Raw genomic sequence first — 25,130 nt, forward strand, 5'->3', positions numbered from 1 at the left:
CCATGAACACTGTCCCTCAAACCACGCTACAGTCCGATTTGTCCAACCTGGAAACGATCGTCCACGCGGCCGGTCTCGACCACCTCTCCGCGCGCATTGCCGGCGACACTTTCGCCGTCTGCGATCTTGGTCGCGACGGGGTGCAGGGCTGTGCCGACATGCGCAATGCCATCCTGCAGCAGCATATCATCGCCGATCTGGTTGCGCTCGGCATGTGCATCTTCGTTGCCGTGATGGTCGGCAGCCTGGCGGTCGCCTTCGTGCATCTCTTCGCCAAGGCACTTTGGCCAATCCAACGTCGCCGGCAGGCGAAAGCGCTGGTCGCGGTGTGATGGCAGCGCAGGTTTTCCTGGCGTCCGCCGACGGATTGGTCAGCGCGATCCCGTTTCTCGCGATCATCGCAGCGCTGGCCTTCCTCGTCGCCATTCTCAAGCGCGACAAGCGCGCAATTGGCGGACTGCCGGTCACGGCCAAGCCGCTCATGACCAATGCCGAGCGCCGCGCGATCGCCCATATCGAAGCCGCCCTGCCCGGGACGCGGGTTCATGCGCAAGTCTCGATGGGCGCCTTGATGAAGCCGCGCAAAGGTTTGGACCGCTCCACCTACTTCAAAACCTTCAACCGCTTCTGCAGCAAGCGCGTCGATTTCGTAGAGGAGGAGCGTGCCACGGGACGAATTCTGATGCTCATCGAGCTCGACGACGCGACCCACAACCGCCGCAGTGACCAGGACCGCGACCGACTGACGACCCGCGCGGGCTATACCACCGTGCGCCCCCCTGCCTCCGAACGCCCCACGGCTGAATCGGTGCGCCGACATATCGGGAACGCGCTCGGGGCAGACTCTTCCAACCCCGGACTGCCGGCGATCGGCCGGCGTCCAACCCAAGCAGCATGAAGGAGAACGAACATGGCTTTCAGCTACGATGAACTAGGCAAATTCGGCGATCGCGGTGCCGCCGAGGACTGGGCAAGACGCAACAATATCGACCCGCGTGACCTCCATTTCCGCGACACTGCCGACGGCGTGGACGTCGGCCTCCGCAAGGGCGCGCGAGGAAACGACAGCCGCTACGACGACAATCATGGCGGTCGCCGCGATGGCTTTTGGCGCTGAACAGCCAAGCCGATGCCCAAATCACAATCTTCGAGCCGGTCGAATACCCGCCCGGCACCAGCGATGGGGGTGCGCCATGGGACGCCCACCATGCTTCGGAGCGCTGAGGTGCAACCAAACAGGCAGCGCCTCATCCCTGAACTCCAACCACAAAGGACCGATGCGATGAAATACCTCATGACCGCGCTGGCGCTTCCTCTGGCACTGGCGGCAACACCGGCAGCAGCGCAAAGCTGCCAAGGTAAGGAGTGCGAGACGCACGATGCGGCTCCCACACAGGACGAAGCCGTCCTCAAGGCTCGCCAGGCCCTCGCGCGCGATATCGAAGCCAAGAAGCACGCAATGGCGCCTGCACCCCATTCCGGGATGGCGCATCAGATGCGCAACTATGCCGCGGAGCACCGGGAGCCGTGCGACCACGGCGACGATTGCCTCGATGCGCATGGTGTCTGCACGCAGTGCCCGAAAGTGGCGCAGAAAGCCGAATGCGTGGACTGTGAAGAACGCGCAGACGGGAAAACGGCGGCCTGAACGTGGGGACGCCCGGAGGTAACACTCGGATGAGAGCCAACACACAAGCCCGGCCGAGATGCGCTTTCTGCGGCGACTTTATGCCGTTCTGGCCGCCCGGAGCGCCGGCAACGACCTGCACGTCGTGCCGGCGCCCCCTCATCCTGTTCCCGGCGTCTCTCCGACACGCGCGCTACAGAATCTTGAGCGTCGTCGATGTGGCGAAGGTCATCCTCTTGCCGGTTGTCGGAGGTGCCGTCGTTGCGTTCGGATTGGCGCGGATGACCCCGCTCGCATTTGCCAATGTCGTCTCCATCGCGCTCCTCGTGTGGGGCACGATCGACGTCTGGGATGGAACGTCGGGCCTGGAATCGGGAATTGATCGCGTCCGGCGTAAGATCCGCAGCGATCGCACTGCGAAACGCATATCCATTGCCAAGACCCTCTTCGGCGGTGCCTCGATCGCGCTCGGAGCGGTCGGGCTTCTCATGATGAGCTGAGCCATGGGCATCGACGACAGAGATTACATGCGAGAACGCACCCGCAAAAGACTACAAGGCGGGGCCTTCGACGCTAAAAAACACAGATTCAACTATGGAAGCGGTCGGTGGAATCACGAGGAAAGCCTCGAACTCCAGCGGGAGCGGATCACCGGTCGCCGACGCCGGAAGACCTCGAACAGCAGCCGGTTCCTGACACCTGGACCAGTTCTGGCCGTCGCATTTGCCGCTGTGCTTGTCGCTAAGGGCCTCCCGGTGTTTCAGGACGTCCGCAGGCACGGCTACCTGCCCGACTTCGAAACCGGTCAGGCATTTCCCGAAAGCGGCGAATTCAAAGTGCGTGGTCGCCAAGCGCGCGGGGGCACGGCCCGATTTACGATAGCTGCCGGCGATCACAACGCGGTCGTGCAGCTGGTCGCATCAGACGGCGTCCCCGTGTTCATGACCTTCGTTCGAATGAACGAAATGGCTGCCGTCCTGGCGCCCCACGGCACCTGGACCCTCCGCCTTATCGAAGGGGACACCTGGTACGGCGAAGAGCAGCTGTTCGGGTTCAACACCGTGGTGGAGGACAGCAAGGAGCTCATGACCTTCGGCCCCGAGGAGGGCCACATCATAGATCTGCGCCGGCGCTTTAACGGTAACCTCGAGACCAAGACCAATCGGCGCTCACCAGATCTGGAGGGCAACTGACATGAGAAAAGGAAAGCGGCGTAAAGATCCGCGGACAAACCGATCAACGACCCTCGGACGGCCGAGGAGCGGCCCCTCACTCAAAACATGCGGTTAAACCAAACTGGAGACGAACCATGCCCCGAAAACTGAAGACCCTGATGGTCATCGCTCTGCTTGCGATTACCACATCTACCCCTGCGCAAGGACAACAAGCCGAGCGCACGCGTGAACTTTACCACATCTTCGACATCAAGACTCAAGCTGACCGGCAAGCAATTATCCGTGCATTGACCGATGGAATGAACATCAACGTGTCGGACTCGCAGACTATTACGCCGCTGATCCGAGGCGCACCGCCAGCGACGCCGGGTACATTCGAGCTGAAGGATCCGTTCGCTGACGGTCGGCTCGGTGCCTTTGGAGCTTTGCTCGGCTCAGCTCAAACCGCGCAGCTGAAGCAAGTCGAGTGTGACGGCGCCGTTTGGATTTCCAACGCTCAGCGCCGCTTGCGCGGCTCACAGCACCTGCGGCTCACCATGTGCCTGTTCCCTTACACCGAAGGCTATCATCTCGACGTGTACGCGATCGACACGGAAGATAAAGGCGGAGGCTTAAGTCGGCGGCTCGGAAGGCTCATTGCCGGCGCCGTGGTCGGAGACCCCGGCGACTGGACGAACAAGACGATCATGGATCTGCTCCGCACCGTCGATCGCCAGACGAACGCTGAAATCGACTATGTCGAGGGCCAACCGGCCTTTACCGGCGAGCCATGGGAGGAAGAGTATCAAATTATGCCGAGCGATGCGGAGAAGGTTGAGGACTGACCATGTTGTTGATTCATCTGACCGATAAGTCGGCGTAGATTGATTCACTCTATGCGTTGGACCGGCGAAGCGACAGCTTGCAGGCTTAACCCATGGATGATCGAGACGAGTACCAGGAACATTGGCGGGCTCAGGATCCCGAGCGTAATATCGCGCGAGAATACCACCTTAGTGTCAGCATGGACCTGTTTGGCTGGACGATCGTCGAGCGCCAATGGGGGCGGATCGGGTCCGTCGGTCAGAGGCGTCACCTCAAGGTTTGTGCGCCAGACAACGATTTGGCAGACATAATGCGAACATCGGCTAATTAGCGAGCTTGAGGCGCGACATGGGATCGTTGAGCTGGCGGAATTCACCGCCAGGCGGACGCTCCGCCTGCCCTCAAAGGCAGCCGCCGGGCAGGCTACGCCGCGGGGTACGATGCTACTGACATGGCCAAGCCTTCGCTAACGAGCGTTCAGCTCCGGCCACCATATGAACACTCATAAAATAGCTATTCTGCTCCGCCCAGCGTAAATATGCCGCGCGCAGCGCCGATCGGTCATAGCGTGGAGCGCGGCATTCCGCTTTTCGCGCGACGATCATCATGTCGAGCACGCCTTGGAGGTAAGCGCCGCATCGCGGCTCATTCGCTTGACAGCTTACGAACAACGCCGAGCCCGTCGCCGACGCGTGTTCGGTTTGGCCGATCGCACTATCAGGCAGGGCGGCCAAAGCGGCGCATAACAATATCCATCGCCTTGGCCGCATTTTCGTCTCCTATTCCGCAGTATCATTTCGGAAGGGGCGCACGGCCCTCGACGGCCGGCGCCCCGTGCTGATCCATCATTCGCGGCCGAGCACCTGGCCTTCGGGCGTGACGAACAGTTCGATCGTCTTTCCGTCGCTGTTCTTGCCCTTGATTTCATAGAGCGTGCTTCCGTCCGCCTTTCGGGTGACTTGCTCCGCTTTGCTTATTGACGCGAGTTGCGCGCGTGCCGCGTTCATCGCGGCCTCGGGCACCTGAGCAAGCGGGATGTCTCGTTCGCTGTGCTTGCCGATTATCCGGTTTTCGTTCGCCTCGTGGTTTTGCGCGATCGCCACGCCCGCGATCGCCAGCGCGGCCGCGCCCACGCCTGCGACAACAGTGAGAGTTCGTTTGCTAGCCATGTTCCATTCCACTTCCTGCATAAGGGCCGTGGGGTCGGGCGGGCGGCGGTTACGGCCCAATGAGCCGTCGTCCGAGTTCAACTCCTCTGATTGTTCATCCTGTCGAGCGCCGCGCGCAGCCCACGGGCGAGCTTGGCTGCGTCGTCGTTGGCCCAGAAGTGCATGAAGAACAGCCGCGGCTCGTCGTTTAGCATATGATTATGCAGCGCCGTGACCTCGATCCCGTTCGTCCGCAGCACGCGCAGGACCGGATCGACCTCGTTTGCGACAAGTACGAAATCGCCGGTGATGGCGGCTCGGCCGTCCCCGGTTGGCTGAAAGTTGATCGCGGTCGCCGTGCCCATCGTCGGCGGAGTCTCCATATCGCCGTCCATCAGCCGCTCGGCGCGCGGAAAGCTGTATTGGAGGATGCCACCGGCCGTCTTGCCCTCACCGCCCATCAACCGGTTGAGCGCGGCCACATCGAGGTCGAGCCGCGATGCGGCTGCGCTGGCCGAAGGCGATTGCGGCGCGGCGAGCGGGGTCCGACTGGCTGATAGCGCTTGCCGGAGCGCGGCCGCGAGCTTCACCGGGTCGCCGTGGCCGGCAATGTGCATGTACATGGTCGCAGGCGAAGAGCGGAGCAGGTGATTGTGGAGCGCGGTGATCGTAAAACCGCTTGCGAGCAGGCGGCTCAAAACGGGGTTCACCTCGTCGTGAGTCAGCACGAGATCGCCCATCACCATCGCCTCGTCGCCCATCGGCTGAAACGCCGCCCAAGAGCCGAGCGCGAGGGAGGGCTTGATCGTCACCCCATCCAGCGTGACGCTCAGGTCCGAACGCGGGAAGCTGTAGCGGTGAACGCCCCCCGGCTGTTCGGCCCCCGCTCGTCCTATCGCCCGGTCGACAGCCGACCAGTCCGGCGCTGCCCATGCCGGGCTTGCCAGCAGGAGGCTGGCGAATCCCAAGGCGATGGTCTTTTTCAGCATAATTGATCCTTCATCAGCGCACTCGACACGGAAAGCCTCACGTCATGCGAGCGCGCCGCCGGCGAGCCGCGACATTGCGCTCCGGTTTCTTTCTTCGGGATAAGCAGTCCTATGCTCATGAGGCTTGTGATGCAACCCTTACACTTGTAGGCTAGTGACGATACAACTATGACAAACACACAAGCTTCCCCTTGGTTGCTCCTGATCCCGCAGCTTCCGGCTAAGCCTGCCTATTTGCGGGTGAAGGTCTGGCGGCGTTTGCAGGCGATCGGGGCCGCGCCGCTCAAGAACGCCGTCCATGCGCTCCCCAATCGCGAGGACACGCGCGCGCTGTTCGAAGAACTGCATCGCGAGATCACCGAAAATGGCGGCGAGGCGCTGATCCTCGAAGCGCGCCTTGTCGGCGGCATGGGCGATGCGGAGCTGCGCGGAGTGTTCGACGCTGCGCGTGACGCCGACTATGAGGAGTTGGCACGCGAGGCGCGCGCGCTGTGTGAGGGCGAGTATGTCGCGGCGGCGGATGTGGGCCGCCTGCGCAAACGCCTGAACGAGGTCGCCGCGATCGACTTTTTCGGTGCGCATGGTCGGCAGGCGGCACAGGCCGCCATCACCGAGGCGGACCGCCGCTCTCACCAACATCCCGATGTGAGCGGCCCCGGTGCGCCCGAGCTGACCCCGGCGGAGCTAAAGCGCCGCGTTTGGGTGACGCGCCGCCATGTCCATGTCGATCGCATCGCGTCCGCCTGGCTCATTCGCCGCTTCATCGACCCCGAGGCGAGCTTCAAGTTCGTCGAGGGCAAAGGATATGTGCCGGAGCCTGACGAACTGAGGTTCGACATGGCGGACGCTGAGTTCACCCACGAAGGCGACCGCTGCTCCTTCGAGACCTTGGTGTTCCTCACCGGTCTCGAGACCGACCCCGCGCTGCGGGCGCTCGGCGAAATTGTTCACGACCTTGATATTGCCGATGCTCGGTTCGAGCGCCCGGAAACTCCGGGAGTGAGCGCGCTTATCGCCGGCATCTGTGCCGGCACCGACGACGACGAGGAGCGGATCGCGCGCGGATCGACCGCGCTCGACGGATTCTATGCTCACTTCACCCGGCGAAAAGAGGACTAAAGATGGAGGCCAGCGCACGCGCTGAAATCGCAGTCGAGACGCTGCACGAGCACGGCATCAGCTTTGGCGAGGCGGTGCGCGTCTGGATCAGGGTCGCGCTGCTCAGCTTCGGCGGACCGGCGGGCCAGATAGCGGTGATGCATCGCATCCTGGTCGAGGAGAAGCGCTGGATCGGCGAGGAGCGGTTCCTCCACGCGCTCAACTATTGCATGCTGCTGCCCGGCCCTGAAGCGCAACAGCTAGCTGTCTATATTGGCTGGTTGCTCCATAAGACCAAGGGCGGCCTGGTCGCGGGCGCGCTATTCGTGCTGCCCGGCTTCCTCGCGATTTTAGGGCTCAGCTATGTCTATGTGCTGCTCGGCGAAGTGGCGCTGGTCGAGGGATTGTTCTTCGGATTGAAGGCCGCCGTGCTGGCGGTGGTGCTACAGGCGGTGGTCCGGGTGGGTTCGCGTGCCTTGAAGAACAACGTCATGCGCGGTTTTGCCGCGCTGGCGTTCGTCGCGATCTTCGTGCTCGACGTGCCCTTCCCGCTGATCGTGCTTGCCGCCGCGCTGATCGGCTTCTTCGGTGGCCGCGCTGGTTACGCCGCATTCAAGGGCGGCGGCGGACATGGTCCCGCCGGCGCTGAGATAATCCACGACCGCGACACCGCTCTTGGCGAGGGCCTTCCCGACCATGCCCGGCCGAACCTCTCTTGGTCGCTGCGCATCTCCGGCGTCCTGCTGCTGCTCTGGCTCGGGCCGGTCGCAGCGCTGCTGTTCGCGTTCGGCCCCGACGACGTGTTCAGCCGCATCGCCACCTTCTTCAGCCAGATGGCGGTGGTGACCTTCGGCGGCGCCTATGCGGTGCTCGCCTATGTCGCGCAGGAGGCAGTCGAGACCTATGGCTGGCTCCAGCCCGGCGAGATGCTCGACGGGCTCGGCATGGCCGAGACCACGCCCGGGCCGCTGATCATGGTGACGCAGTTCGTCGGCTTCCTCGCGGCCTTCCGCGAAGCGACCGGGCTGCCGCCGCTCGTCGCCGCGACCTTCGGCGCAATCCTCACCACCTGGGTTACCTTCCTGCCATGCTTCCTGTGGATCTTCGCCGGCGCGCCATTCATCGAGCGGCTGCGCGGCAACCGCGCATTGTCGGCCGCGCTTTCGGCGATCACCGCCGCAGTGGTCGGCGTGATCCTCAATCTGGCGGTCTGGTTTGGTATCCACACTCTGTTCGAGCAAGTCCGCGAAGTGCCGTTCGCAGCCGGCACCATCGATCTCCCAGTCCTAACGTCCGTCAACTGGCCGGCGCTGGCGCTCGCGGTGGGTGCGATACTCGCCATGTTCCGGTTCAAGGCCGGCATGCTGCCGGTGCTCGGCGTCTGCTCGGTCCTCGGGGCCGCATATGTAATGATCATCTGAAGGAGTGACGCGTGACGATCGACCATCTTTCCCGACGCAGTGCAATCGCAACTCTTGGCATCGGAGCCGCCGCCATGACTATCAACGAAGCCTCTGCGCAGACGCCGGCCGCAGCGCCGGCGGCTGTCCCCGCCTTTGCCGGAAATCATCAGGTCAAGCCGCTCAGGTTCAATCCCGCCAGGCTTCACGGCCTCTCCGAAAGGCTGATCACATCGCACCACGAGAACAATTATGCGGGCTCGGTCAAGGCCCTGAATATGATCGAGACACGACTTGCCGCCGCGCTCGCTGACACGGACCTGCCGCCGGTGGTCTATGGCGGATTGAAGCGCGAGGAGCTGCACCGCACCGGCTCGGTCGTGCTCCATGAGGTCTATTTCGACGGGCTCGGCGGCAACGGCCAGGCAGCCGGTTCCATCCGCGACGCGCTGGGCGCGGCGTTCGGCTCGTTCGACCGCTGGGAAGCCGACTTCCGCCGTACCGGGATGAGCCTTGCCGGCGGATCGGGCTGGTGCGTGCTCGTCTACAATCTCCACACGCGCTCGCTGCACAACCATTGGGCGTGGGATCATATGCACGGTGCGATTGCCGGCGTGCCGCTGCTCGCGCTCGATATGTACGAGCACAGTTTCCACATGGATTACGGCACCGCCGCCGCCAAATATGTCGACGCCTTCTTCCGCAACATCGACTGGGAAGTGGTCGACCGGCGCTATGCCGCGGCTTTGCGCGGCGGCGGCTGAACCCGACCGCCGTGGCTTAACACCCACTGCTGCGCGACACCTGAGTTCGCGACCACAAAGGGGACAGGTCCGATGGGGAGATGCAACAATGACATCCGGCCCGAACATCGCTCTTCTTTGGCGTGGGAAAGCAGCCGAGTGGACGCATCGCTTTCATGAAGCCCGGCAGTGGCCGATAATGCAGGCCTTGCGGGCGCTCGGGGCGACCGCAAGGCCTGTACTGTACAGGGACGAGGCGGTTCGCGAGATTCGGGACGAGCTGCTGTCGTGCGACGCAGTGCTGGTCTGGGTGAATCCGTTGGACATTTCAGGCGACCGCTCGCAGCTCGATCCAATGCTGCGCGAAGTCGCGGGGTGCGGCGTTGTCGTCAGCGCGCATCCTGACGTGATCGCCAAAATCGGCGTCAAGGAAGTGCTCTACACAACGCGATCCATGGAATGGGGCAGCGATGTCGATCGATACGTGGACGCTGAAGGCCTTCGCGCTCGTTTCCCCGAACATCTTGCCGCAGGCCCGCGCGTGCTGAAGCCGAACTACGGCAACGGCGGCAGGAATGTATGGCGTGTCCAACTAGACGAAGCGGGAAACGCTCCGGCTTTGAAAACGTCGGTGAAAGTTCAAGAGGCCCGCCAAGGAAGCAAATCGGAGCGCATCAGCCTAGGCCCTGTTGACATAGTGGGTGAGCCACAGCTTTGCGGAAGCGAGGCATAGGAAGCCGAGGAAGGACGTTGCGGTTTTGTCGTAGCGCGTGGCGATCCGGCGGGATTGCTTGAGGCGGTTGAACAGCCGCTCGACCTGGTTGCGGTCCCGATAGCGCCGGAAGTCGCAAGCCGCCGGCTTACGGCGGTTCGCCTTGGGCGGGATGATCGGCAGGATGCCGCGCCACAGCAGCTCTTCGCGGACGGCGTCGCCATCATAGCCCTTGTCGGCGAGCAAGGCGTCAGGCTTGGGCACGGGCATGTCGAGCAGCGCTGGCACGGCACGGTAATCCGAGACCTCGCCCCCGGTCAGGACGAAGCCAAGAGGGCGTCCCTGACCGTCACAGCGGGCGTGGATCTTGCTCGTAAAGCCGCCGCGGCTTCGACCAAAGCCCTCCTTGCAGGTCCCCCTTTAGCGCCCGCTGCCTGAGAATGGCCGCGGACGGTCGTGCTGTCGATCATGTGCTGCCAGTCGTCGGTAAGCCCCAGATCGACCAACGTCGTCAGCATCGCGTCCCAGACGCCTTGCTCGGCCCAGCGCCGGAACCGGACGTAGACCGAGTTCCACTTGCCATAGCGCTCGTGCATGTCGCGCCACGGGCAGCCTACCCGCAGAACGTGCAGCATTCCGTTCAGGAACCGCCGGTTGTCATGCGACGGCCGCGCCTTGCGGCCGCGCTCCGGTGGAAGCAGCGCCCCGATGACCGCCCATTCCTCGTCCGACACGTCGCCTCGACCCAAAGCCACCTCCAAAAAGGAAGCCTTGAATCAGAGATCACACCCGCTGGGAATCCACTATGTCAACAGGGCCTAGCACTACGTTGGCAGAAGTTCGTTGGGATGTCTGATGAGGTTACATCCGCAGTGAGGGCAATGCCCCGGCGGTGAGCGAGAAAGACGGTCAAGGATGGCTTGGCGCACTGCAGGCAAGGTGGGGTGAGGAGGCGGACCGAGGACTCTTTTTTTTCCGGCCCGCCTGAGCGAGCCTTCGGGACTGCAAGAAGGTGTAAGCCATCATCGACATCAGGGCATGGCGGTGAAGTCCGTTCCAGGATCGTCCTTCGAAGTGGTCGAGGCCGAGTTCTTCCTTGAGTTGCTGATGCGCTTGTTCGCAGACCCAGCGCGCCTTGATCGCGCCGGCTAGAGCCTTGATCGGGGTGTCAGCGGGCAGATTGGAGAGATAGTATTTTCGCTCGCCATTCGAGCGATGCTCACCCACCAGCCAGGCTTCCTCGCCCGGCATGTGCTGAGCCCCGGCAGAACCGATCCGCTGAGGCGCACCATTGGCAATACGCACGCGCATGGCCGCAAAGCGGGCCGTCAGGCGTCCCTTGGTTCCTTTGCGCCAACTGACCTGTCGCCACTTCGCACCTTCGAGCATCGCGTGCGCGGCCATGGATTTGACGTCCGGCACATGCCGCACCCGTGGGCGACCGCGGCCAGCGACCGGGAAGATCAGTTGTACATCGGCTGGATAGACCTTTTGGTGCCGGGGGATGCCCACCGCCCAGCAAAGGTTACGCGCGCTCAGCGCCTGTCGGAATGGAGCGGATAGCCCGTAACCGGCATCGGCCAGCACACAGCCGAAGCGCACCCCGGCAGCGATGATACGATCGATCTCCTGGATCGCGATCTCGGGCTTGGTGCGATATTCCTGCAAAGGGGCAGGCACCCCCGCCTTGTCCATGCGTGCGGTATCGCTCGTCCAGCTTTCCGGCAGGAACAACCGCAAACTCAGCATGAGGGGAACTTCGCACGAGGCCAGTGTCACCGATACCAGTGTCTGGCAGTTCGCATTCTTGCCCAGCGCCGTAGCGTATTGGGGCGCGACGCCAACCGAAGCCTTGCCCTTCTTGGGCAGGGCGGTGTCGTCAATAATCAACCAGGCTCCATCACCGCCAACCAGTTCATCCGCCTGGTTCCACAAGGTCGCTTCCAGTGGGGCGCTGTCCCACAGACCGGCTCCGATGAAATGATGAAGCCGGTCATAAGAGATCGCATCTGAGCGCGCTGCCATGGGCTGGATGCTCTTGCGATCACCGGGCCCGATCAGACCGGCGATATAGGCCGGGCACATCCGTCGCCGCGTCTTGTTGCCCAGACCTTCCAGATACGGGGCAAGCCACCGCTCCAGATCCCCCTGCCAGTCCTCGTCCATCGCCAGCCTCCATCAAAGCTGGCTCCCCATGAATCACGCAATCCGCGCCATGGGAATCCCAAAAATTACTCTTCTGCCAAAGTAGTGCTAGCCGAGTGCTTGGAAAGGTGGGTGCCGTTTCTAAACGACGGCGGCGTGCTGATCGATCAGGCTTATCAGCCGCAGTCGTCCGAGGGCATGGTCCGCTGCTACGTGTGCGGGCACCGAGTGGTTGGCTTTGGGCACAACCTGATCACTGCGCTGATGACGCCAACGGCCATTGATACAACGTCGTCAACCCCACAGCCGATGGGCCGCGCCATGTTCGGACCGGAGGTGACGCGCTTCGCAGCCTTACGGAAAGCGATGGAGGATCGCTGGATTCCAGAGATGCAAAGGTTGCTGTCGATCGTCGACCACGATCTTCCGCTTCTTTGGGACGCCGACTTCCTATTTCGCCCTGGTGAAGCCATCAGCGATGGCTCCTATGCGCTTTGCGAGATCAATGCTAGTTCGGTTGCACCATTTCCGCCAAGCGCCGTCCAGCCAGTCGCCGCAGCGGCAATCGGTCGCGCTCTTGCCATTCGTTTGACGAAGGAGACCTCCAATCCTCATTGATATGATTCAAGCAATTCAAGAGACGTGACATTGGTCGTATCAATCAGACAAGCCTAAGGGTGAGCGAGGCTGGGTGAAACCGGCTCAGGTGGCAGCGCGGAGATACTGGTAGAGGGTTTCGCGACTGATCCCCAGGTCACGGGCGATGACGGCCTTGCGCTCGCCGTCATCAACACGGCGGTGCAGCTCGGCGACCATTTCGTCGGAGAGGGAACGTTTCCGCCCGCGATAAGCACCGCGTTGTCTGGCGACCGCAATGCCTTCGCGCTGCCGCTCCCGGATCAGGGCGCGCTCGAATTCGGCGAACGCACCCATGACCGAGAGCATCAGGTTGGCCATCGGGGAATCCTCGCCCGAGAAGGCCAGGCTTTCCTTCACGAACTCGATCCGGACGCCTCTTTTGGTGAGGGACTGAACCAGTTTGCGCAGATCGTCGAGATTACGCGCCAATCGATCCATGCTGTGGACCACGACGGTGTCACCCTCGCGGGCGAAGGCGAGCATGGCATCGAGTTCGGGGCGGTTGATGTCCTTGCCCGATGCCTTGTCGGTGAAAATCCGGTCGAGCGACTGCCCGTCCAACTGGCGATCGACATTCTGATCGAATGTGCTCACCCGGACGTAACCGATCCTCTGGCCTTTCATCGCCGCCTCCGGTCAAAATGTCAGGTTGAATTCTATGACACGGCGGAACATGCGTCAATAAATGCTTGCCATAACCCTATCCTGACAGAAACCGCCGCTGCATCCTGACGTCCGGTTAGGCTATACTCCAGATTGACGCTAGCCTGTCGCTCTCGACTCGGGATGGAGGCAGGATGGCGCGGCGGCGATTATTGACCGGAGAAGAAAGGCGTCGCCTGTTCGATATCCCCCATGACGAAACCGCGATCGTCGGCCACTATACCCTTGCCGCCGAGGATCTCGAACTGGTCGGTCGCCGCTATCGCCCTGCCAACCGCCTCGGTCTGGCAACGCAGATCGCGCTTATGCGGCATCCCGGCTTCGGTTTGCAGCCCGACGTCGACGTCCCCGATGCGGTCCTTCACTATCTCGCCGCCCAGCTCTTCGTCGATGTTGATGCGTTCGCCGACTATGGCCAGCGCGCGCAAACACGTAACGATCATGCCGACATTGCGGCACGGCATCTGGGGCTACACCCTTTTCGGCGAGGGGATATACCGCTCGCGCTCGATCTCGCCGCAAGAGCTGCGGAGCGGACCGATCGGGGCGAACCTATTGTCCGCGCATTGATGGAGGGGCTGAAGCAGGAACGCTTCATTCTTCCATCGGCAGACACGCTCGAACGTGCGGGCCTCGCCGGCAGGGCACGCGCCCGCAAAGCCGCGGCGGCGCTCATTGTCGAAAGCCTGGGTCATGCCGAACTGGCGCGGATCGATGATCTGATCGTCAACAACAGCGACTTCGGCATGACGCCGCTGGCCTGGCTGCGCAATTTCGAGGAAGCGCCCACCACGGCGAACATCAACGGGCTGCTGGAACGGCTACGCTATGTGCGCGGAATCGGCATCGACCCGGCGATCGGCGCGAAAATCCCCGACTTCCGGTTCGCGCAGTTCATGCGCGAAGGTGGCGTTGCGCCGGCGTTCCTGCTCTCCGATTATAGCCTTAACAGGCGCCGCGCGACGCTGATCGCGGCGGTCATCGACCTCGATGCCAGGCTCGCCGATGGTGCGATCCAGATGTTAGACAGGCTTGTCGGAAGCCTGTTCACACGGGCGCGGCGCGGGCGGGAAAGGCGCTATCAGGACAGCATCCGCTCGGTCGGCGAACTTATGCGGCTGTTCGGCGCGACGATCGCCGCGCTGGGAGAGGCGGTCGAACATGGCGGTAATCCGCTCGAACTGATCGACGAAGCGGTAGGCTGGCACAGACTGGTCGCAGCCAAATCGCAGGTCGATGCGCTGGCCGAGCTGGCGGGCGAAGATGCGCTTGTCGCGGCGACTGGTCGCTATGCGACGCTGCGGCGGTTCAGCCCGGCTTTCCTCGATACATTCACGTTCAAGGCATCGGGGAGCGGATCGCAACTGGTCAAGGCCATCGAGGTCATCCGCGATACCAATGCCCGCAAGGCCCGCAGCCTGCCCGAGGGCGTTCCGCTCCCATTCGCCAACCGGCAGTGGAAGCGCCTCATCACCGAAGGTGGCCAGGTCGATCGCCGGCGATACGAGACGGCCATCATGGCCACGCTGCGCGATCGGTTGCGCGCCGGCGACATATGGGTCGAAGGAACCCGCAATTATCGCCGCTTCGACACCTATTTGCTGAGTCGACGCGATGCCGATAAGGTGGCCGACAGCCTGCCATTCCAGACCGATGCGGCCGCCTATCTGGAGGAGCGGGCAAGGACGCTCGACTGGCGGCTGCGCCGTTTCGCCAAGCAACTCAAGGCGAACAGGCTCGCGGGCGTGGCGCTCGAACGCGACCGGCTCAAGCTGCAACCCATGCCGGCGATCACTCCACCCGAGGCGGAGGCTCTCGATCGCAGGCTCGACGCCTTGCTTCCGCGCGTGCGGATCACCGAACTCCTGGTCGAGGTGGCCGAGCGCACCGGGTTCCTGAGCGCATTTCGCGATCTTCGGTCCGGCAAGGAGCATGACAACCCGCACGCGATCCTCGCCGCCATTCTCGCTGATGGATCGAATCTGGGTCTAGAGCGCATGGCCAACGCCAGCGACGGGGTGAGCTACGCCCAGCTTGCCTGGACCCACAACTGGTATTTGTCGCCCGAAAACTATCAGGCCGCGTTGGGGATGATCGTTGCCGCGCACCATGATCTTCCTTTCACGCGCCATTGGGGAGCCGGCACTAGTTCATCCTCCGATGGGCAGTTCTTCCGCTCGGGCCGCAACCGATCGGCGGCGGCCGACATCAATGCGAAATATGGCAGCGAGCCGGGCCTGAAGATCTACTCCCACCTGTCCGATCATTTTGCCTCGTTCGGATCGCGGATCATGTCGGCCACCGCCGGCGAGGCCCCCTACGTGCTGGATGGCCTGATGCTCGGCGCCGGCGCGCTACCGCTGCATGAGCATTACACTGATACCGGCGGCGCGACGGACCATGTCTTTGCCCTTTGCCATCTTCTCGGCTTCCGGTTCGTGCCCCGTCTGCGCGACATCGCCGACCGGAAACTCGGCTCGATCGCCGCGCCTTCGACCTACAAAGGCATCGAAAGCCTCATGGGCCGCACGATCAAGACGGCGGCGATCGAAGCCGATTGGGATGACATCGTCAGGATCGTCGCCTCCATTAAGGAAGGAGCCGTTGCGCCCTCCGCGATCCTGCGCAAGCTGGCCGCCTACAAGCGCCAGAACAGGCTGGATTTTGCGCTGGCCGAACTCGGCCGCATCGAGCGGACGCTATTTGCGCTCGACTGGCTTGAACAGCCCGACTTGCGTCGCGCCTGCCAGGCCGGCCTCAATAAAGGCGAAGCACGTCATACCCTTGCCGCCGCGATCTACACCAACCGACAGGGGCGGTTCACCGATCGCTCGATCGAGAATCAGGAATATCGGGCATCGGGCCTCAATCTGCTGATCGCGGCGATTTCTTACTGGAACACCGTCTATATGGACAGGGCCGCCCAGCATCTCCAATCATCCGGCGGCACCTTCGATGATGCGCTGCTTGCCCATCTCTCGCCGATGGGCTGGGTGCATATCAGTTTGACCGGCGACTATCTGTGGCAAAGGGCAAACCGGCTCTCCCCTGGCGAGTTCCGCACCCTCAACGATCCCATGGCCCGCCTCAAACTCGTGGCATAGCCAGTGTTCTCATTATGTCCGCCAAATCGTTGTCTGGCGCACAAACCTTGAGGTGACGCCTCAGAGCAGGCGCGAAAGCTTCATAGACACCGCAGATGCGGAACGATCGATTGCATCGGTTCGGCGACGCAGAGCCAGCGCAAACAAGCGGATCGGGGTCGCTTACCGGCTCCGTGATACGTCAACGCCATAAAAGTACGCTGACCCGGCTAGACGGTTCGCCACAATCGATCAGATAGTGATTACCTGGGCTGCATTCATCGTCGCTACGCTCGTCTCAATTTCAGTATAGAGGTCAGCTTCGATTCCATGGGCGTCGATCTCTACGACCAGGGCAAAACGCACTTCAGGCTCTTCCTCGCGTAGCCTCGATTTGGACTTCCACCACCCGGCAACCGGATGGACGGCCAAGAGATTGCGACGAGCAAGGTCCGATGCTTTGCAAGTAAGTTGGTCGATATGGAGAGAACCAACATCGCGCCGGTCGCTACCGTACTCCCAAAGGTCATCTTCCTCGACCTGGGGGCCGACGGCCTCGACTGCCTTGCTGATGCGCGCCATGAACTGCTGCGCCCCTTCGCCAGCCCGGTTCAGCTTGAACCGAAGATTATGTGATGCGTAGCGGTATCGTGAACCACGAGACGCCTCGGATGGATTAGGCGCGACGAAGGAGCTGAGCGCGACCCGAAGGGTGACGTTCGCCGTTCCAAGCTTCCGCAATTCTTCAACCGGCCAGGGCAGAGTGAAAACGCGCATCTCTTTGTGGACGTCATCTCCCGACTCCGCTGAGATACCATAAGGCGTGATGACGTCCTGCACGATCATGGTGAGAGCGTTTGAAGCGCTGCGGCGGGCTCTCTCGAGATCGGGGACCCCATAACCGTAACGCTGGAACAGGCGGGCGTAGCTTCCTTTATTAGGATTTGGTGGCAGATGTGATCGCATCTGCGGGGTCCACCGCGCAGAGCCAACATACAGCGCTCGCACGCTTTCGGGCCAAAGCAGCGGATAGTCCGACCAAAGCTCTGTTATCTGCTTTGCGGCGATCGCCGTCGCGGCGCTCGTATCGTGAGTAAAGCTGAATGATCTTTGCGGATATGTATGGTTGGTCGTGAGCAAGGAAAGATAACCATGGCGCATCGGCGGCGGCGCAGCGCCGACAGCCCAGTTACCGCCCTCAAGGACGATATCGGGTTTGAGCGGCCAGGTGGAAGACCAAGATGCTGTCCGTGAGCTTGGCGACAAATCGCCGTGGGGCGCAACGGCAGCTACACCTTCGTCCGCCGGCACCATCGTTTTTTCCGTGTAGGCGCCGACGCTTATGACGTTCCAAGCCTGCGCCGGGGATTCTAGCTCGTTGTCAGCATGGTCGCAAGTATCCAGGTATTGGCCGCCGGTGAAGGTGAAATTGTTGGTGTTGCCCGCAGAAACCAGAATCAGGCGCGGGTCAGACCGCTTGCCTGAGACGCCTGCAGCAAGCTGATCAACTTCGGTTGACCATGAGGTTGGAGCGCCATCATGCGGCGTGTCCTCATCAGTTGTCACGGCCAGGGTGAAGGTCCGCCGACGAACCGACTGTTCTACTGTATCAATCGCTTGGCGCGTTACAGCGCCTAGCAAGTGATGGGGATTACGCCCGGCGTCAGGCAAAAGCTTCACCGATTCAAGGCGGTGTGAAACGAAGACCGGTTCTGCAGTATACAAAACCGAAATGAGATCTCCGAACAACGCCAAGCCGGCAAGTTGAGTGCCATGACCCTTTATGTCTTCAAGACCCCAGGCGGGGTCAGCGGCATGTCGGTCCTGTGCCGGCAAGACAGGAGCAATTAGCGGATGGGCGCGACTGACGCCCGTGTCCAACAAAGTCACATAGCCCCCGTCCAAGGCGCCGAGATAGCTCGTGCGGTCGCCGAGCTCCTCAACCCAGGCAGCTTGTTCCACAACATCCAGAGCGTCGAAGAATTCGGCGGTTACAGCAGGTGCGGCCAAAGCGCGAACCCCACCAAGTCTTCTCACGGCGAGCGCGAGGTGCTCTTGTGTTGCATAACCGACAACGACAACATCTTCCGGAAATCGCAAGCGGTCGGTGTTGACTACAACATGATAGTCGACTGCACTCGCCACAAAGGCTTCTGCCTTGTCGGGATCAAGCCAGATTTCCCAATGCACTGCACCCTTATCTGAAGGGAACTTTGTCTGCGGTCCGCGCCACAAAGCGCGCAAGCCGGCCTCGGTGATCGCCGCGAGGCTCTGTACGAGATTGGCATTCTTAGGGCGGCCGGGAATTATCTCACCGTCCTTCTCCCTATCGTTCGTATTCTCCGTCTCGAACTCCGCGATTTTCTTCCGGAGCTTCTCGACACCCCTGGCTGTCGCGAAAACTGTTGCCGTCTCGGTTGAGCCCTCATCACTGGACTTCGTGTCGGTGCGCAGCAGCTCGATGCCGCTTGAGCCAAGGCTGTCCTTGGTCAAAGGCTCATTCGGCCGACCCAACACCTCGAGATAAACACCCGGGAGACCGCCGGCAGTTACATCAGGAAGTCGATCGAGAGCTTGCAGTAGAGCTTGAGCGTGCCCAGCACGATCGAGGACATCACTCGGCTTCTTGCCGCCGCCGCCCGTCTTCGTTCGAAACGGGAATGCCCTTCCGAGATCTTTTAGAAGAAAGTGACTCAGGTTTCGTGGCATTCGCGTCTCTTCCTAGCCCCTGTAGCGAGCGACGGCGCCCCAGCGAGTTTACCAGATCAAGTGTTGTTATGCTGTTTCTGTCGCCGAGGACGGCGCGACGCGCAGCATCCTCAGCAGCTGCTACGACATCGGCAGTCGACAAGCCCGCAGCGCAATCGGTGATCTTCCGCCACGACAAGCGCGAGAGAGAGAAGCCAATCAGACGGCGTTCGAGCGCCTCACGGATGGATGCAGCGTCTGGCAGTTCATAGGAGAGAACGAGGTCAAAACGCCGGAGGACCGCTCGGTCGAGGATCTCCGCAAGATTTGTCGTGGCGACCACGATCGATGGTCCGGTATCCTCCTCGAGAAACTGAAGAAACGAATTCAGGACTCGACGCGCTTCGCCGACGTCGTTTCCGTCGCCTCTCGCGGCCGCGAGAGCATCGATCTCGTCAAACAGGTAAACTCCGCGCGTCGTCTTAATCGCGTCAAACACCAGTTTGAGCTTCTGAGCGGTTTCGCCCATGAATTTCGTGATGAGCCCGTGCAGCATCACCGAAAACAGAGGAAACTGGAGTTCGCCTGCCAGGCTGTGCGCGCTCATTGTTTTGCCGGTTCCGGGCGGCCCAGAAAGCAGGATCCGCCGTCGCGGCTTCAGCCCCTTTTCCTCAAGCTTCTCGCGCATCCTCGTCTCGACGACGATGTGAGCCAATTCCTCCCCGATGAGGGGCGGCAGAATGACGCTATTCAGCCTTTCGCTGGGATACGAGGCGACCAAAAACTGCGCCAGATCGCCGCGGGGTGCTGCAATCGGAGTGAGGTTTGGCGTTCGAGCTTCTGCCCTAGGCATCTGGCCGGCGTCGGCCCACTGGCGCAATTGCTCGGCCAGACGCTTATGCCCCTTCTGCTCCTCTGCAGCTGACAGCTGCATCGCGAGATCGAAGAAGCGATCGGAATCCCCCTCCGCGTGGCTCTTGATGAGACCTATGAGCTGCTGCGCTGACGCCATTATAAAGGTATATAGCGGATTTGCTAACGATACACCCCTAATTCGGCCTGCGATAAGCCACGACGGTCGTCAGCTGAAAACACGAAATTGCAGAGGGTCTAAGCTCTTTCGTTCCCATTCTGTTCCGACATCGGCTAGAGCTCCTTCGTTGAAAGGATGCTTACCCGATGCCTGTCTCCCTGGTCGATCTTGAATGGACCCACCTTCCATCGCAGCACCATGTTGCACTCAACAGCCTGCCTGCCGGCTTCCCGAGCCCGGCAGAGGGCGAAGAAGACGATCCGATCGACATCACCAGCTGGCTGATCGAGAAGCCCGCAGCATCCTACCTCATGCGCGTCCAAGGATCATCCATGTCGGGTGCCGCCATCAATGACGGCGATCTGGTGGTGGTGAGCCGTGCAGAGCGACCCCGACCGGGCCACATCGTGGTCGCAGTCGTGCACGGGGAACGAACATTGAAGCGCCTCAAGCGGCTCGATGATCGACTTTGGCTGATCCCCGAAGCCGAAGGCTATCCGCACACGCTCGTCGACGAATATGTCGAGATTTGGGGCGTGGTGGTCGGACTCGCGCGCAAGTACCGATGAGCGGCCTCATTGCGCTGTGTGATTGCAACTCGTTCTACGTCTCGGCCGAGCGGGTAATGGACCTGTCGCTCCGCGGCATTCCGACGATCGTAGCCTCAAACAACGACGGATGCGCCGTCGCACGCTCCGACGAAGCCAAATCCCTTGGCATCAAGATGGGCGATCCGCTTCACTTGATCGCCGACAAAATCAAGCGGCACGGAATCGCCGTCCGATCCTCCAATTACACGCTGTACGCGGACATGCAGCGGCGCGTCATCGCTGCGACCGAGCCGTTCGCCCGCGACATCGAGATCTACTCGATCGACGAGAACTTCCTCGATCTAACCGGATTCGAACACCTCGATCTGGTCGACCATTGCCAGAAGCTGCGCGCCAACATCCTCCAATGGACCACAATCCCGACCTGCGTCGGCATCGGAGCCACGAAAACGCTCGCGAAGCTGGGCAATGCAGCAGCGAAGAAGAACCCAATTTTCCACGGAGTTGCGGACCTGAGCGACGAACATATTCGTCGCTACGTCATGGATCGCATTGAAGTCGCGGATGTGTGGGGAGTGGGGGCGGCGACAGCGAGAAAACTGGCCGGTCTCGGCATCTCAACGGCGGGAGAACTGCGGGACATGCCGTTGAGGCAGGCGAGAGGAATGGGGACGGTGGTTCTGGAGCGTCTCGTCGCGGAACTGAATGGTGTGCAGGCGGACGTGGTGGAGCTCGTCGCTCCTGCAAAGAAGGGGATGGCTGTGACGCGATCGTTCGGACGGCCTGTCACGTCTCTCGAGGATCTCATGGGCGCCGTCTCGCAATTTGCCATGCGCGCCGGCGAGAAATTGCGCGCGCACGGCCTGGTCGCCGGCAGGCTGACTGCGTTCTTCCACACGAACCGCTTCAAGCCAGATCGGCCGCAGCACTCCGTTGGGCGCGGCGTCTCATTGCAGCCCATGACCAGCGACAGCTTCGAATTGATCGCCGCCGCCCGCGCAGCAGTCGAACGTGCCTATCGTGATGGCTACGAATACACAAAAGCGGGTGTCATGCTCGAGCAGCTCGTCTCCGAAGAGTCACGTCCGCGCACGTTGTTCGAGGATATAGAAGGTCGCGAACGCAAGGTGCGCCTCATGCACGCGCTCGACCAGATCAACGGAAAGTTCGGCCGAATGACGGCTGTTCCTGGCTCGCAGGGCTTTGATCGGCCGTGGAAGATGCGCGCCGACATGAAATCACCTGCCTGGACGACCCGAATAGACGAGTTGCCCATCGTCAAAGCAACCAGCTAGGATCGCTGTATGTGCAACCGATACAGAATGAGCGCGTCCGATCGCGACCTGGCCGAACGCTATGGAGCGCCGCTGCTGGACGAGGACCTGACGCTTCCCGGCGGCGAACTCTTCCCGAAGCGGCCTGCCTGGGTGGTCCGGCAGAGTGCCGGGGAGCGGAAACTCGACGTCATGAAGTGGGGTTTCCCGCTAGAGGTATCTGGTCCGCGCGGAGGAACTACCAAAGCGGTGACGAACGTGCGCAACTATACATCGCAATTCTGGCGATCGGCGCTCAAGGATCCGGAGCGCCGCTGCCTGGTCCCCGTCACGGCCTTCAGCGAATACGGGCCAGGTCCGAAGGGCGGCAAGCCGCTCTACTGGTTCGACCTTCCTTCGCGGCCAATCTTCAGCTTCGCGGGAGTGTGGCGACCGGCAGAGGACGGGGCGGTCTTCGCCTTCCTCACCACCGAAGCGAACAGCGTAGTGGAGCCGATCCACCCCAAGGCAATGCCCGTCATCCTTCACGATGAGGACGAGGAGAAGTGGCTGACGGCCCAGATGGAGGATGCTTTAGATTTAGCAGAACCCTTTCCGGCGCAGCTCATGAACGTCGCTCAAGATCCGAACAAAGGAAAGCCTGCAAGCGAATAGACCTGCCTATCTCCAGGGCAGGACGGTCCCGGTCTGCAACAAGGCTGCGCCGAGATCACGGCCGTCCGCCAACCGGCAAGAGGCGACCACTCTGTCGTAGCTAGTCCCTTGCTGAATGCACCGCATAGCAGGATAGCGAACGCGGATATGACCACTTCTCAAGGTGCCCCTGCTGCCGCCCAAAAGCTCGACAAGGGCGTCACGGGCATCAATTCCGGATGCTGTAGGGCAGGGATGACCGCGGCGGCAGGTGCCGTCGATTTCTCGAGCAGCAACGTCAGCAAGCCTGATCTTGGGCCCTTCCGCACACCATATCGGTCCATCGCCGTCATAAACGGCGGTAGGGGTGCAGGAGAATGCTCCGGCTGCTACGATCGCCAAAATCATTGACATTACCTTGCTTCAGAAGCGTGTGCGTGGCCCATTATTAGGCGTAATCCCGAGATCGACGATCGCGTCATCGCCAAATAGCTCTGGCATTTCGGATTCTCGGGTCTTTATAGTCACAATCTCCGCGCGCTTCACGACCGCGATTGAATCCGCGCCAACAAGATAGATGTTCTCAGCGTCGGCTGCAATCTGCACTCCGGTCGCGTTTTCTCCGCTGGAAAGATGATAGGTATCACATTCGCCTGCTTCACACCCGCTGGCAACACGATCGTCTACTGCACCAAGTCGGAGTCCCGCTGCGGCGAAGCCAATACCCATAGGTATGGTGGAAAATAACGTAACGCTCACGAAGACGGTGAAAATATCAAGCCAGTGGAGACTGCGGTAGTTCATCCTGTTCCAAAACGCCCTCGCCTCTTCGGACCAGTCTGTACGTAAGTGTTCGCGCTCCTGATTTCGAAACAAAAACTTGAGAGCCGTATACCCGATCGCAGCGACGACCAAAACAACTGGCCACCAGGGCAAAGGGGCCAAAGCCCGCAGGAGGTTGAGACAAATACTAATCGTTCCAAGAGCGCCTGCCGCGACTGTCTGATCGAACGAACCGAGGAAAGCGTCGAGCGGAATCCCCGTTGCGGCACTAAGGGTGAGAGCCTTGGTGAACCCTACGAAGTAAAGAGTAGCGGCGGTCGCTGCTGCCCGCTTCAGTACGACAGTTAGAAGACGTCTCCGGATTTCCACCCCCTTAGGAGGTTCGCTCCACCGATCTTGCGAAACGGCCTCTTCGGCAACACTCATTTAGCACGCTCCCTTCGAGCCCCAACTTGAATGACGCATGTAAAGTAGGGCAAAGAGGTACTCTTCGCACGCTCGATGAAGACTGAATTGATCCGAACTTTTGGCCAAACCCGCCTCTGGGCGTGCCTAGAGAAAACCTTCGCCGGCGTGTTCCCTAAACCGCTCGTGATCGCGCACATATTCAGCCACCATGTCGATCGAGGCGTGTCGGCTGTGCTCCTTCATCTTGAACAGATTGGCGTTCTGCCGCCCTGCTTCGGTCAGGAATCCGGCGCGCAGCGAATGGCCGGAGAACATTTCGGGCGGATAGCCGGCAGCAGCAGCCGCCGCTTTGACCACCAGCGCCACGCCTTGCGCGCTCATCGCCTTCTCGGTCAGCCGGCCTTGCGGGGTCAGCTTGCGGAACACCGGCCCCGAAGTGATCGCGGCCTTTTCGAGCCAGGCCTTATAATGGCGGACCGGTTCGAGCCGCCGGCCGTCGAGGATCGCGACCTTCTGACCCTTGCCCTCCTGGTCGGTCTTGGACGAGGGGATGCGGATGAGCAAACCACGCGGCTCCTCCGCCACGCGTTCGACGGTGATGGTGACCAGTTCGGAGCGGCGCAGCGCGCCGGCCATGCCGATCGCCAGCAAAGCGCGATCGCGATAATGGCGCAGCTCCTCGCCCGCGATTGCGCGCAGCATGTCGCGCAGCACGTCGCCATCGGCGGCGCGCTTCTTGACCGGTTCCTCGTCCTTCTTATCCCTGCGGATCGCGCGCATCGCTTTCTCGAGCCGTGCGGCATCGGGCTGCGAAGTCGGCGGTTCGGCGCCGGCGGCACGATGGGCGAACACGATCGCCGCCAGGCGGCGGCCGATCGAGGCTTTCGAGAGCGGCTTGCCCTTGGAATGGCGCGTGCCGTTCTCGGCGATGTCGGTGAGGAAGGCGGCCGCGACCTGCGGGCTCGCCGGCAACGGATTGTAGCGCCGTTCGGCGCACCATTCGACGAACAGCGTCCAGTCCGAGCGATAGGCGCGCAACGTAGTCTCGGCTGAGGCGCGGCTGACATAGCGATCGACCCGCTCTTTATCGTCGGGCTCGAGCTGCGGCAGATACGGTTCTAGCGCCGTCACTCCGTCGAGCGCGACCAGCGCGCCGGCGACGATCGCATCGAGATCGCCCGGACTGCTGGCCGCGGCCGCGGCGCCTGGTTCATCATCCTCGGGTGGAGGATTGCCGTCGGGATCCATCGCGCTATCCTCGCCTGTCCGATCTTTAAGGAAATCATCCGGCATTTAGTCCGGCGGTATTCTGCGATTCCTTCGTCGGTGTTTAAGGAGAACGGACAGGTAGCGGACCGCCCTCTTGCTGGCCAGATTGTTTTTAGCGGGAATCAGCCTTATCGCTAGAAAGGCGGTGTGCCAGAGGCGCTGTGATGTGTCGCGAAATGGAGGCGATGCCATAAGCTGGATGTTTTGCCGTCTTTCGCATACATGTCAGAAATGCAGCAGGAAGCATCGCAAATCTAGCGAGGTC

26 protein-coding genes and 1 pseudogene are annotated in these 25,130 nt (G+C 61.6%); 17 read left to right on the top strand and 10 right to left on the bottom strand.

Annotated features, from left to right (window positions below; genetic code table 11):
• The first annotated feature begins 2 nt into the window (after window positions 1–2).
• The 8 genes from K4G67_RS08795 to K4G67_RS17525 all read left to right on the top strand — a co-directional run bounded on the left by K4G67_RS08795 (window position 3) and on the right by K4G67_RS17525 (window position 3,937).
• Window positions 3–332: a hypothetical protein gene (locus tag K4G67_RS08795; RefSeq protein ID WP_239806017.1), complete on the top strand. Its 330-nt coding sequence runs from the start codon at window positions 3–5 to the stop codon at window positions 330–332.
• Window positions 332–898, top strand: coding sequence for a DUF2726 domain-containing protein (locus K4G67_RS08800; protein WP_239806018.1), 567 nt, complete (start codon window positions 332–334; stop codon window positions 896–898). Before K4G67_RS08795 ends, K4G67_RS08800 begins: the two co-directional genes overlap by 1 nt.
• A gap of 12 nt (window positions 899–910) precedes the next feature.
• On the top strand, window positions 911–1,117 hold the full coding sequence (locus tag K4G67_RS08805; RefSeq protein ID WP_239806019.1) for a hypothetical protein: 207 nt from the start codon (window positions 911–913) through the stop codon (window positions 1,115–1,117).
• Window positions 1,118–1,282: 165 nt separating this feature from the next.
• Entirely contained in the window at window positions 1,283–1,648 is a 366-nt protein-coding gene (locus tag K4G67_RS08810; protein WP_239806020.1) for a hypothetical protein, read from the top strand.
• Between the two features lie 182 nt (window positions 1,649–1,830).
• A complete protein-coding gene (locus K4G67_RS08815) occupies window positions 1,831–2,127 on the top strand; it encodes a hypothetical protein (protein WP_239806021.1) in 297 nt (98 codons plus the stop codon).
• 3 nt (window positions 2,128–2,130) lie between these two features.
• Complete coding sequence (locus tag K4G67_RS08820; protein ID WP_239806022.1) at window positions 2,131–2,820, top strand: hypothetical protein; 690 nt, start codon at window positions 2,131–2,133, stop codon at window positions 2,818–2,820.
• A 116-nt stretch (window positions 2,821–2,936) separates the two neighbouring features.
• On the top strand, window positions 2,937–3,626 hold the full coding sequence (locus K4G67_RS08825) for a hypothetical protein (RefSeq protein ID WP_239806023.1): 690 nt from the start codon (window positions 2,937–2,939) through the stop codon (window positions 3,624–3,626).
• A gap of 92 nt (window positions 3,627–3,718) precedes the next feature.
• Complete coding sequence (locus tag K4G67_RS17525) at window positions 3,719–3,937, top strand: WGR domain-containing protein (RefSeq protein WP_275588806.1); 219 nt, start codon at window positions 3,719–3,721, stop codon at window positions 3,935–3,937.
• 112 nt (window positions 3,938–4,049) lie between these two features.
• On the opposite strand, the gene K4G67_RS17760 is transcribed toward K4G67_RS17525, so the two are convergent.
• The 3 genes from K4G67_RS17760 to K4G67_RS08840 all read right to left on the bottom strand — a co-directional run bounded on the left by K4G67_RS17760 (window position 4,050) and on the right by K4G67_RS08840 (window position 5,743).
• On the bottom strand, window positions 4,050–4,376 hold the full coding sequence (locus K4G67_RS17760; RefSeq protein WP_420830018.1) for a Rap1a/Tai family immunity protein: 327 nt from the start codon (window positions 4,374–4,376) through the stop codon (window positions 4,050–4,052).
• 75 nt (window positions 4,377–4,451) lie between these two features.
• Window positions 4,452–4,739, bottom strand: a complete 288-nt coding sequence (locus K4G67_RS08835) for a hypothetical protein (RefSeq protein ID WP_008603796.1) — start codon at window positions 4,737–4,739, stop codon at window positions 4,452–4,454.
• Window positions 4,740–4,852: 113 nt separating this feature from the next.
• On the bottom strand, window positions 4,853–5,743 hold the full coding sequence (locus K4G67_RS08840; protein WP_008603797.1) for a DUF1259 domain-containing protein: 891 nt from the start codon (window positions 5,741–5,743) through the stop codon (window positions 4,853–4,855).
• 240 nt (window positions 5,744–5,983) lie between these two features.
• On the opposite strand from K4G67_RS08840, the gene K4G67_RS08845 reads away from it, so the two are divergent.
• The 4 genes from K4G67_RS08845 to K4G67_RS08860 all read left to right on the top strand — a co-directional run bounded on the left by K4G67_RS08845 (window position 5,984) and on the right by K4G67_RS08860 (window position 9,717).
• A complete protein-coding gene (locus K4G67_RS08845; protein ID WP_232307676.1) occupies window positions 5,984–6,862 on the top strand; it encodes a chromate resistance protein ChrB domain-containing protein in 879 nt (292 codons plus the stop codon).
• A gap of 2 nt (window positions 6,863–6,864) precedes the next feature.
• A complete protein-coding gene (gene chrA / locus K4G67_RS08850; RefSeq protein WP_008603799.1) occupies window positions 6,865–8,262 on the top strand; it encodes a chromate efflux transporter in 1,398 nt (465 codons plus the stop codon).
• Between the two features lie 74 nt (window positions 8,263–8,336).
• On the top strand, window positions 8,337–9,005 hold the full coding sequence (locus K4G67_RS08855; RefSeq protein WP_017184236.1) for a superoxide dismutase: 669 nt from the start codon (window positions 8,337–8,339) through the stop codon (window positions 9,003–9,005).
• A gap of 88 nt (window positions 9,006–9,093) precedes the next feature.
• Window positions 9,094–9,717 carry a Cj0069 family protein gene (locus K4G67_RS08860; RefSeq protein WP_160165733.1) on the top strand — a complete coding sequence of 208 codons (624 nt, stop codon included), beginning with the start codon at window positions 9,094–9,096 and terminating at the stop codon, window positions 9,715–9,717.
• Here K4G67_RS08860 and K4G67_RS17660 read toward each other — a convergent pair.
• Together K4G67_RS17660 and K4G67_RS08870 are read right to left on the bottom strand one after the other, a co-directional pair.
• Window positions 9,664–10,445 (bottom strand): annotated as a pseudogene (locus K4G67_RS17660) (IS5 family transposase). The gene K4G67_RS08860 and the pseudogene K4G67_RS17660 overlap by 54 nt on opposite strands.
• Window positions 10,446–10,605: 160 nt before the next feature.
• Entirely contained in the window at window positions 10,606–11,862 is a 1,257-nt protein-coding gene (locus K4G67_RS08870) for an IS701 family transposase (protein WP_420830019.1), read from the bottom strand.
• A gap of 135 nt (window positions 11,863–11,997) precedes the next feature.
• On the opposite strand from K4G67_RS08870, the gene K4G67_RS08875 reads away from it, so the two are divergent.
• The gene (locus tag K4G67_RS08875; RefSeq protein WP_149864700.1) at window positions 11,998–12,459 is read left to right on the top strand and encodes a Cj0069 family protein; all 462 of its coding nucleotides are present in this window, start codon (window positions 11,998–12,000) and stop codon (window positions 12,457–12,459) included.
• An 84-nt stretch (window positions 12,460–12,543) separates the two neighbouring features.
• Here the strand turns inward: K4G67_RS08875 and K4G67_RS08880 are convergent, their stop codons facing one another.
• Window positions 12,544–13,104, bottom strand: a complete 561-nt coding sequence (locus K4G67_RS08880; protein ID WP_017184234.1) for a recombinase family protein — start codon at window positions 13,102–13,104, stop codon at window positions 12,544–12,546.
• A 173-nt stretch (window positions 13,105–13,277) separates the two neighbouring features.
• Here K4G67_RS08880 and K4G67_RS08885 point away from each other — a divergent pair, with 173 nt between their 5' ends.
• Window positions 13,278–16,247 (top strand): Tn3 family transposase, encoded by a 2,970-nt coding sequence (locus K4G67_RS08885; protein ID WP_239806024.1) that lies wholly within the window; start codon window positions 13,278–13,280, stop codon window positions 16,245–16,247.
• A gap of 231 nt (window positions 16,248–16,478) precedes the next feature.
• On the opposite strand, the gene K4G67_RS08890 is transcribed toward K4G67_RS08885, so the two are convergent.
• On the bottom strand, window positions 16,479–18,935 hold the full coding sequence (locus K4G67_RS08890) for a S8 family peptidase (protein ID WP_239806025.1): 2,457 nt from the start codon (window positions 18,933–18,935) through the stop codon (window positions 16,479–16,481).
• On the bottom strand, window positions 18,841–19,926 hold the full coding sequence (locus K4G67_RS08895) for an AAA family ATPase (protein WP_239806026.1): 1,086 nt from the start codon (window positions 19,924–19,926) through the stop codon (window positions 18,841–18,843). The genes K4G67_RS08890 and K4G67_RS08895 overlap by 95 nt, the downstream gene beginning before the upstream one ends.
• Window positions 19,927–20,093: 167 nt before the next feature.
• Between K4G67_RS08895 and K4G67_RS08900 the strand changes: the two genes are divergently transcribed.
• From K4G67_RS08900 to K4G67_RS08910, 3 genes are read left to right on the top strand one after another with little or no spacing between them, the layout of a single operon-like run.
• A complete protein-coding gene (locus tag K4G67_RS08900; RefSeq protein ID WP_239806027.1) occupies window positions 20,094–20,516 on the top strand; it encodes a LexA family protein in 423 nt (140 codons plus the stop codon).
• Window positions 20,513–21,793 (top strand): Y-family DNA polymerase, encoded by a 1,281-nt coding sequence (locus K4G67_RS08905; RefSeq protein ID WP_239806028.1) that lies wholly within the window; start codon window positions 20,513–20,515, stop codon window positions 21,791–21,793. Before K4G67_RS08900 ends, K4G67_RS08905 begins: the two co-directional genes overlap by 4 nt.
• 9 nt (window positions 21,794–21,802) lie before the next feature.
• Window positions 21,803–22,426, top strand: a complete 624-nt coding sequence (locus tag K4G67_RS08910; protein WP_275588807.1) for an SOS response-associated peptidase — start codon at window positions 21,803–21,805, stop codon at window positions 22,424–22,426.
• Between the two features lie 402 nt (window positions 22,427–22,828).
• Here the strand turns inward: K4G67_RS08910 and K4G67_RS08915 are convergent, their stop codons facing one another.
• The gene (locus K4G67_RS08915; RefSeq protein ID WP_239806030.1) at window positions 22,829–23,614 is read right to left on the bottom strand and encodes a hypothetical protein; all 786 of its coding nucleotides are present in this window, start codon (window positions 23,612–23,614) and stop codon (window positions 22,829–22,831) included.
• Window positions 23,615–23,740: 126 nt separating this feature from the next.
• On the bottom strand, window positions 23,741–24,889 hold the full coding sequence (locus tag K4G67_RS08920) for a site-specific integrase (RefSeq protein WP_239806031.1): 1,149 nt from the start codon (window positions 24,887–24,889) through the stop codon (window positions 23,741–23,743).
• Window positions 24,890–25,130 lie beyond the last annotated feature (241 nt).

Source organism: Croceicoccus hydrothermalis (genome assembly GCF_022378335.1).
GTDB lineage: Bacteria > Pseudomonadota > Alphaproteobacteria > Sphingomonadales > Sphingomonadaceae > Croceicoccus > Croceicoccus hydrothermalis.

Bases quoted from the DNA above. Each gene is read 5' to 3' on its own strand.
- K4G67_RS08795 (WP_239806017.1), top strand. From the start codon at position 3: ATGAACACTGTCCCTCAAACCACGCTACAGTCCGATTTGTCCAACCTG.
- K4G67_RS08800 (WP_239806018.1), top strand. From the start codon at position 332: ATGGCAGCGCAGGTTTTCCTGGCGTCCGCCGACGGATTGGTCAGCGCG.
- K4G67_RS08805 (WP_239806019.1), top strand. From the start codon at position 911: ATGGCTTTCAGCTACGATGAACTAGGCAAATTCGGCGATCGCGGTGCC.
- K4G67_RS08810 (WP_239806020.1), top strand. From the start codon at position 1,283: ATGAAATACCTCATGACCGCGCTGGCGCTTCCTCTGGCACTGGCGGCA.
- K4G67_RS08820 (WP_239806022.1), top strand. From the start codon at position 2,131: ATGGGCATCGACGACAGAGATTACATGCGAGAACGCACCCGCAAAAGA.
- K4G67_RS08825 (WP_239806023.1), top strand. From the start codon at position 2,937: ATGCCCCGAAAACTGAAGACCCTGATGGTCATCGCTCTGCTTGCGATT.
- K4G67_RS17525 (WP_275588806.1), top strand. From the start codon at position 3,719: ATGGATGATCGAGACGAGTACCAGGAACATTGGCGGGCTCAGGATCCC.
- K4G67_RS17760 (WP_420830018.1), bottom strand. From the start codon at position 4,376: ATGCGGCCAAGGCGATGGATATTGTTATGCGCCGCTTTGGCCGCCCTG.
- K4G67_RS08840 (WP_008603797.1), bottom strand. From the start codon at position 5,743: ATGCTGAAAAAGACCATCGCCTTGGGATTCGCCAGCCTCCTGCTGGCA.
- chrA (WP_008603799.1), top strand. From the start codon at position 6,865: ATGGAGGCCAGCGCACGCGCTGAAATCGCAGTCGAGACGCTGCACGAG.
- K4G67_RS08855 (WP_017184236.1), top strand. From the start codon at position 8,337: ATGACTATCAACGAAGCCTCTGCGCAGACGCCGGCCGCAGCGCCGGCG.
- K4G67_RS08860 (WP_160165733.1), top strand. From the start codon at position 9,094: ATGACATCCGGCCCGAACATCGCTCTTCTTTGGCGTGGGAAAGCAGCC.
- K4G67_RS08870 (WP_420830019.1), bottom strand. From the start codon at position 11,862: ATGGACGAGGACTGGCAGGGGGATCTGGAGCGGTGGCTTGCCCCGTAT.
- K4G67_RS08880 (WP_017184234.1), bottom strand. From the start codon at position 13,104: ATGAAAGGCCAGAGGATCGGTTACGTCCGGGTGAGCACATTCGATCAG.
- K4G67_RS08885 (WP_239806024.1), top strand. From the start codon at position 13,278: ATGGCGCGGCGGCGATTATTGACCGGAGAAGAAAGGCGTCGCCTGTTC.
- K4G67_RS08890 (WP_239806025.1), bottom strand. From the start codon at position 18,935: ATGCCACGAAACCTGAGTCACTTTCTTCTAAAAGATCTCGGAAGGGCA.
- K4G67_RS08895 (WP_239806026.1), bottom strand. From the start codon at position 19,926: ATGGCGTCAGCGCAGCAGCTCATAGGTCTCATCAAGAGCCACGCGGAG.
- K4G67_RS08900 (WP_239806027.1), top strand. From the start codon at position 20,094: ATGCCTGTCTCCCTGGTCGATCTTGAATGGACCCACCTTCCATCGCAG.
- K4G67_RS08905 (WP_239806028.1), top strand. From the start codon at position 20,513: ATGAGCGGCCTCATTGCGCTGTGTGATTGCAACTCGTTCTACGTCTCG.
- K4G67_RS08910 (WP_275588807.1), top strand. From the start codon at position 21,803: ATGTGCAACCGATACAGAATGAGCGCGTCCGATCGCGACCTGGCCGAA.
- K4G67_RS08915 (WP_239806030.1), bottom strand. From the start codon at position 23,614: ATGAGTGTTGCCGAAGAGGCCGTTTCGCAAGATCGGTGGAGCGAACCT.
- K4G67_RS08920 (WP_239806031.1), bottom strand. From the start codon at position 24,889: ATGCCGGATGATTTCCTTAAAGATCGGACAGGCGAGGATAGCGCGATG.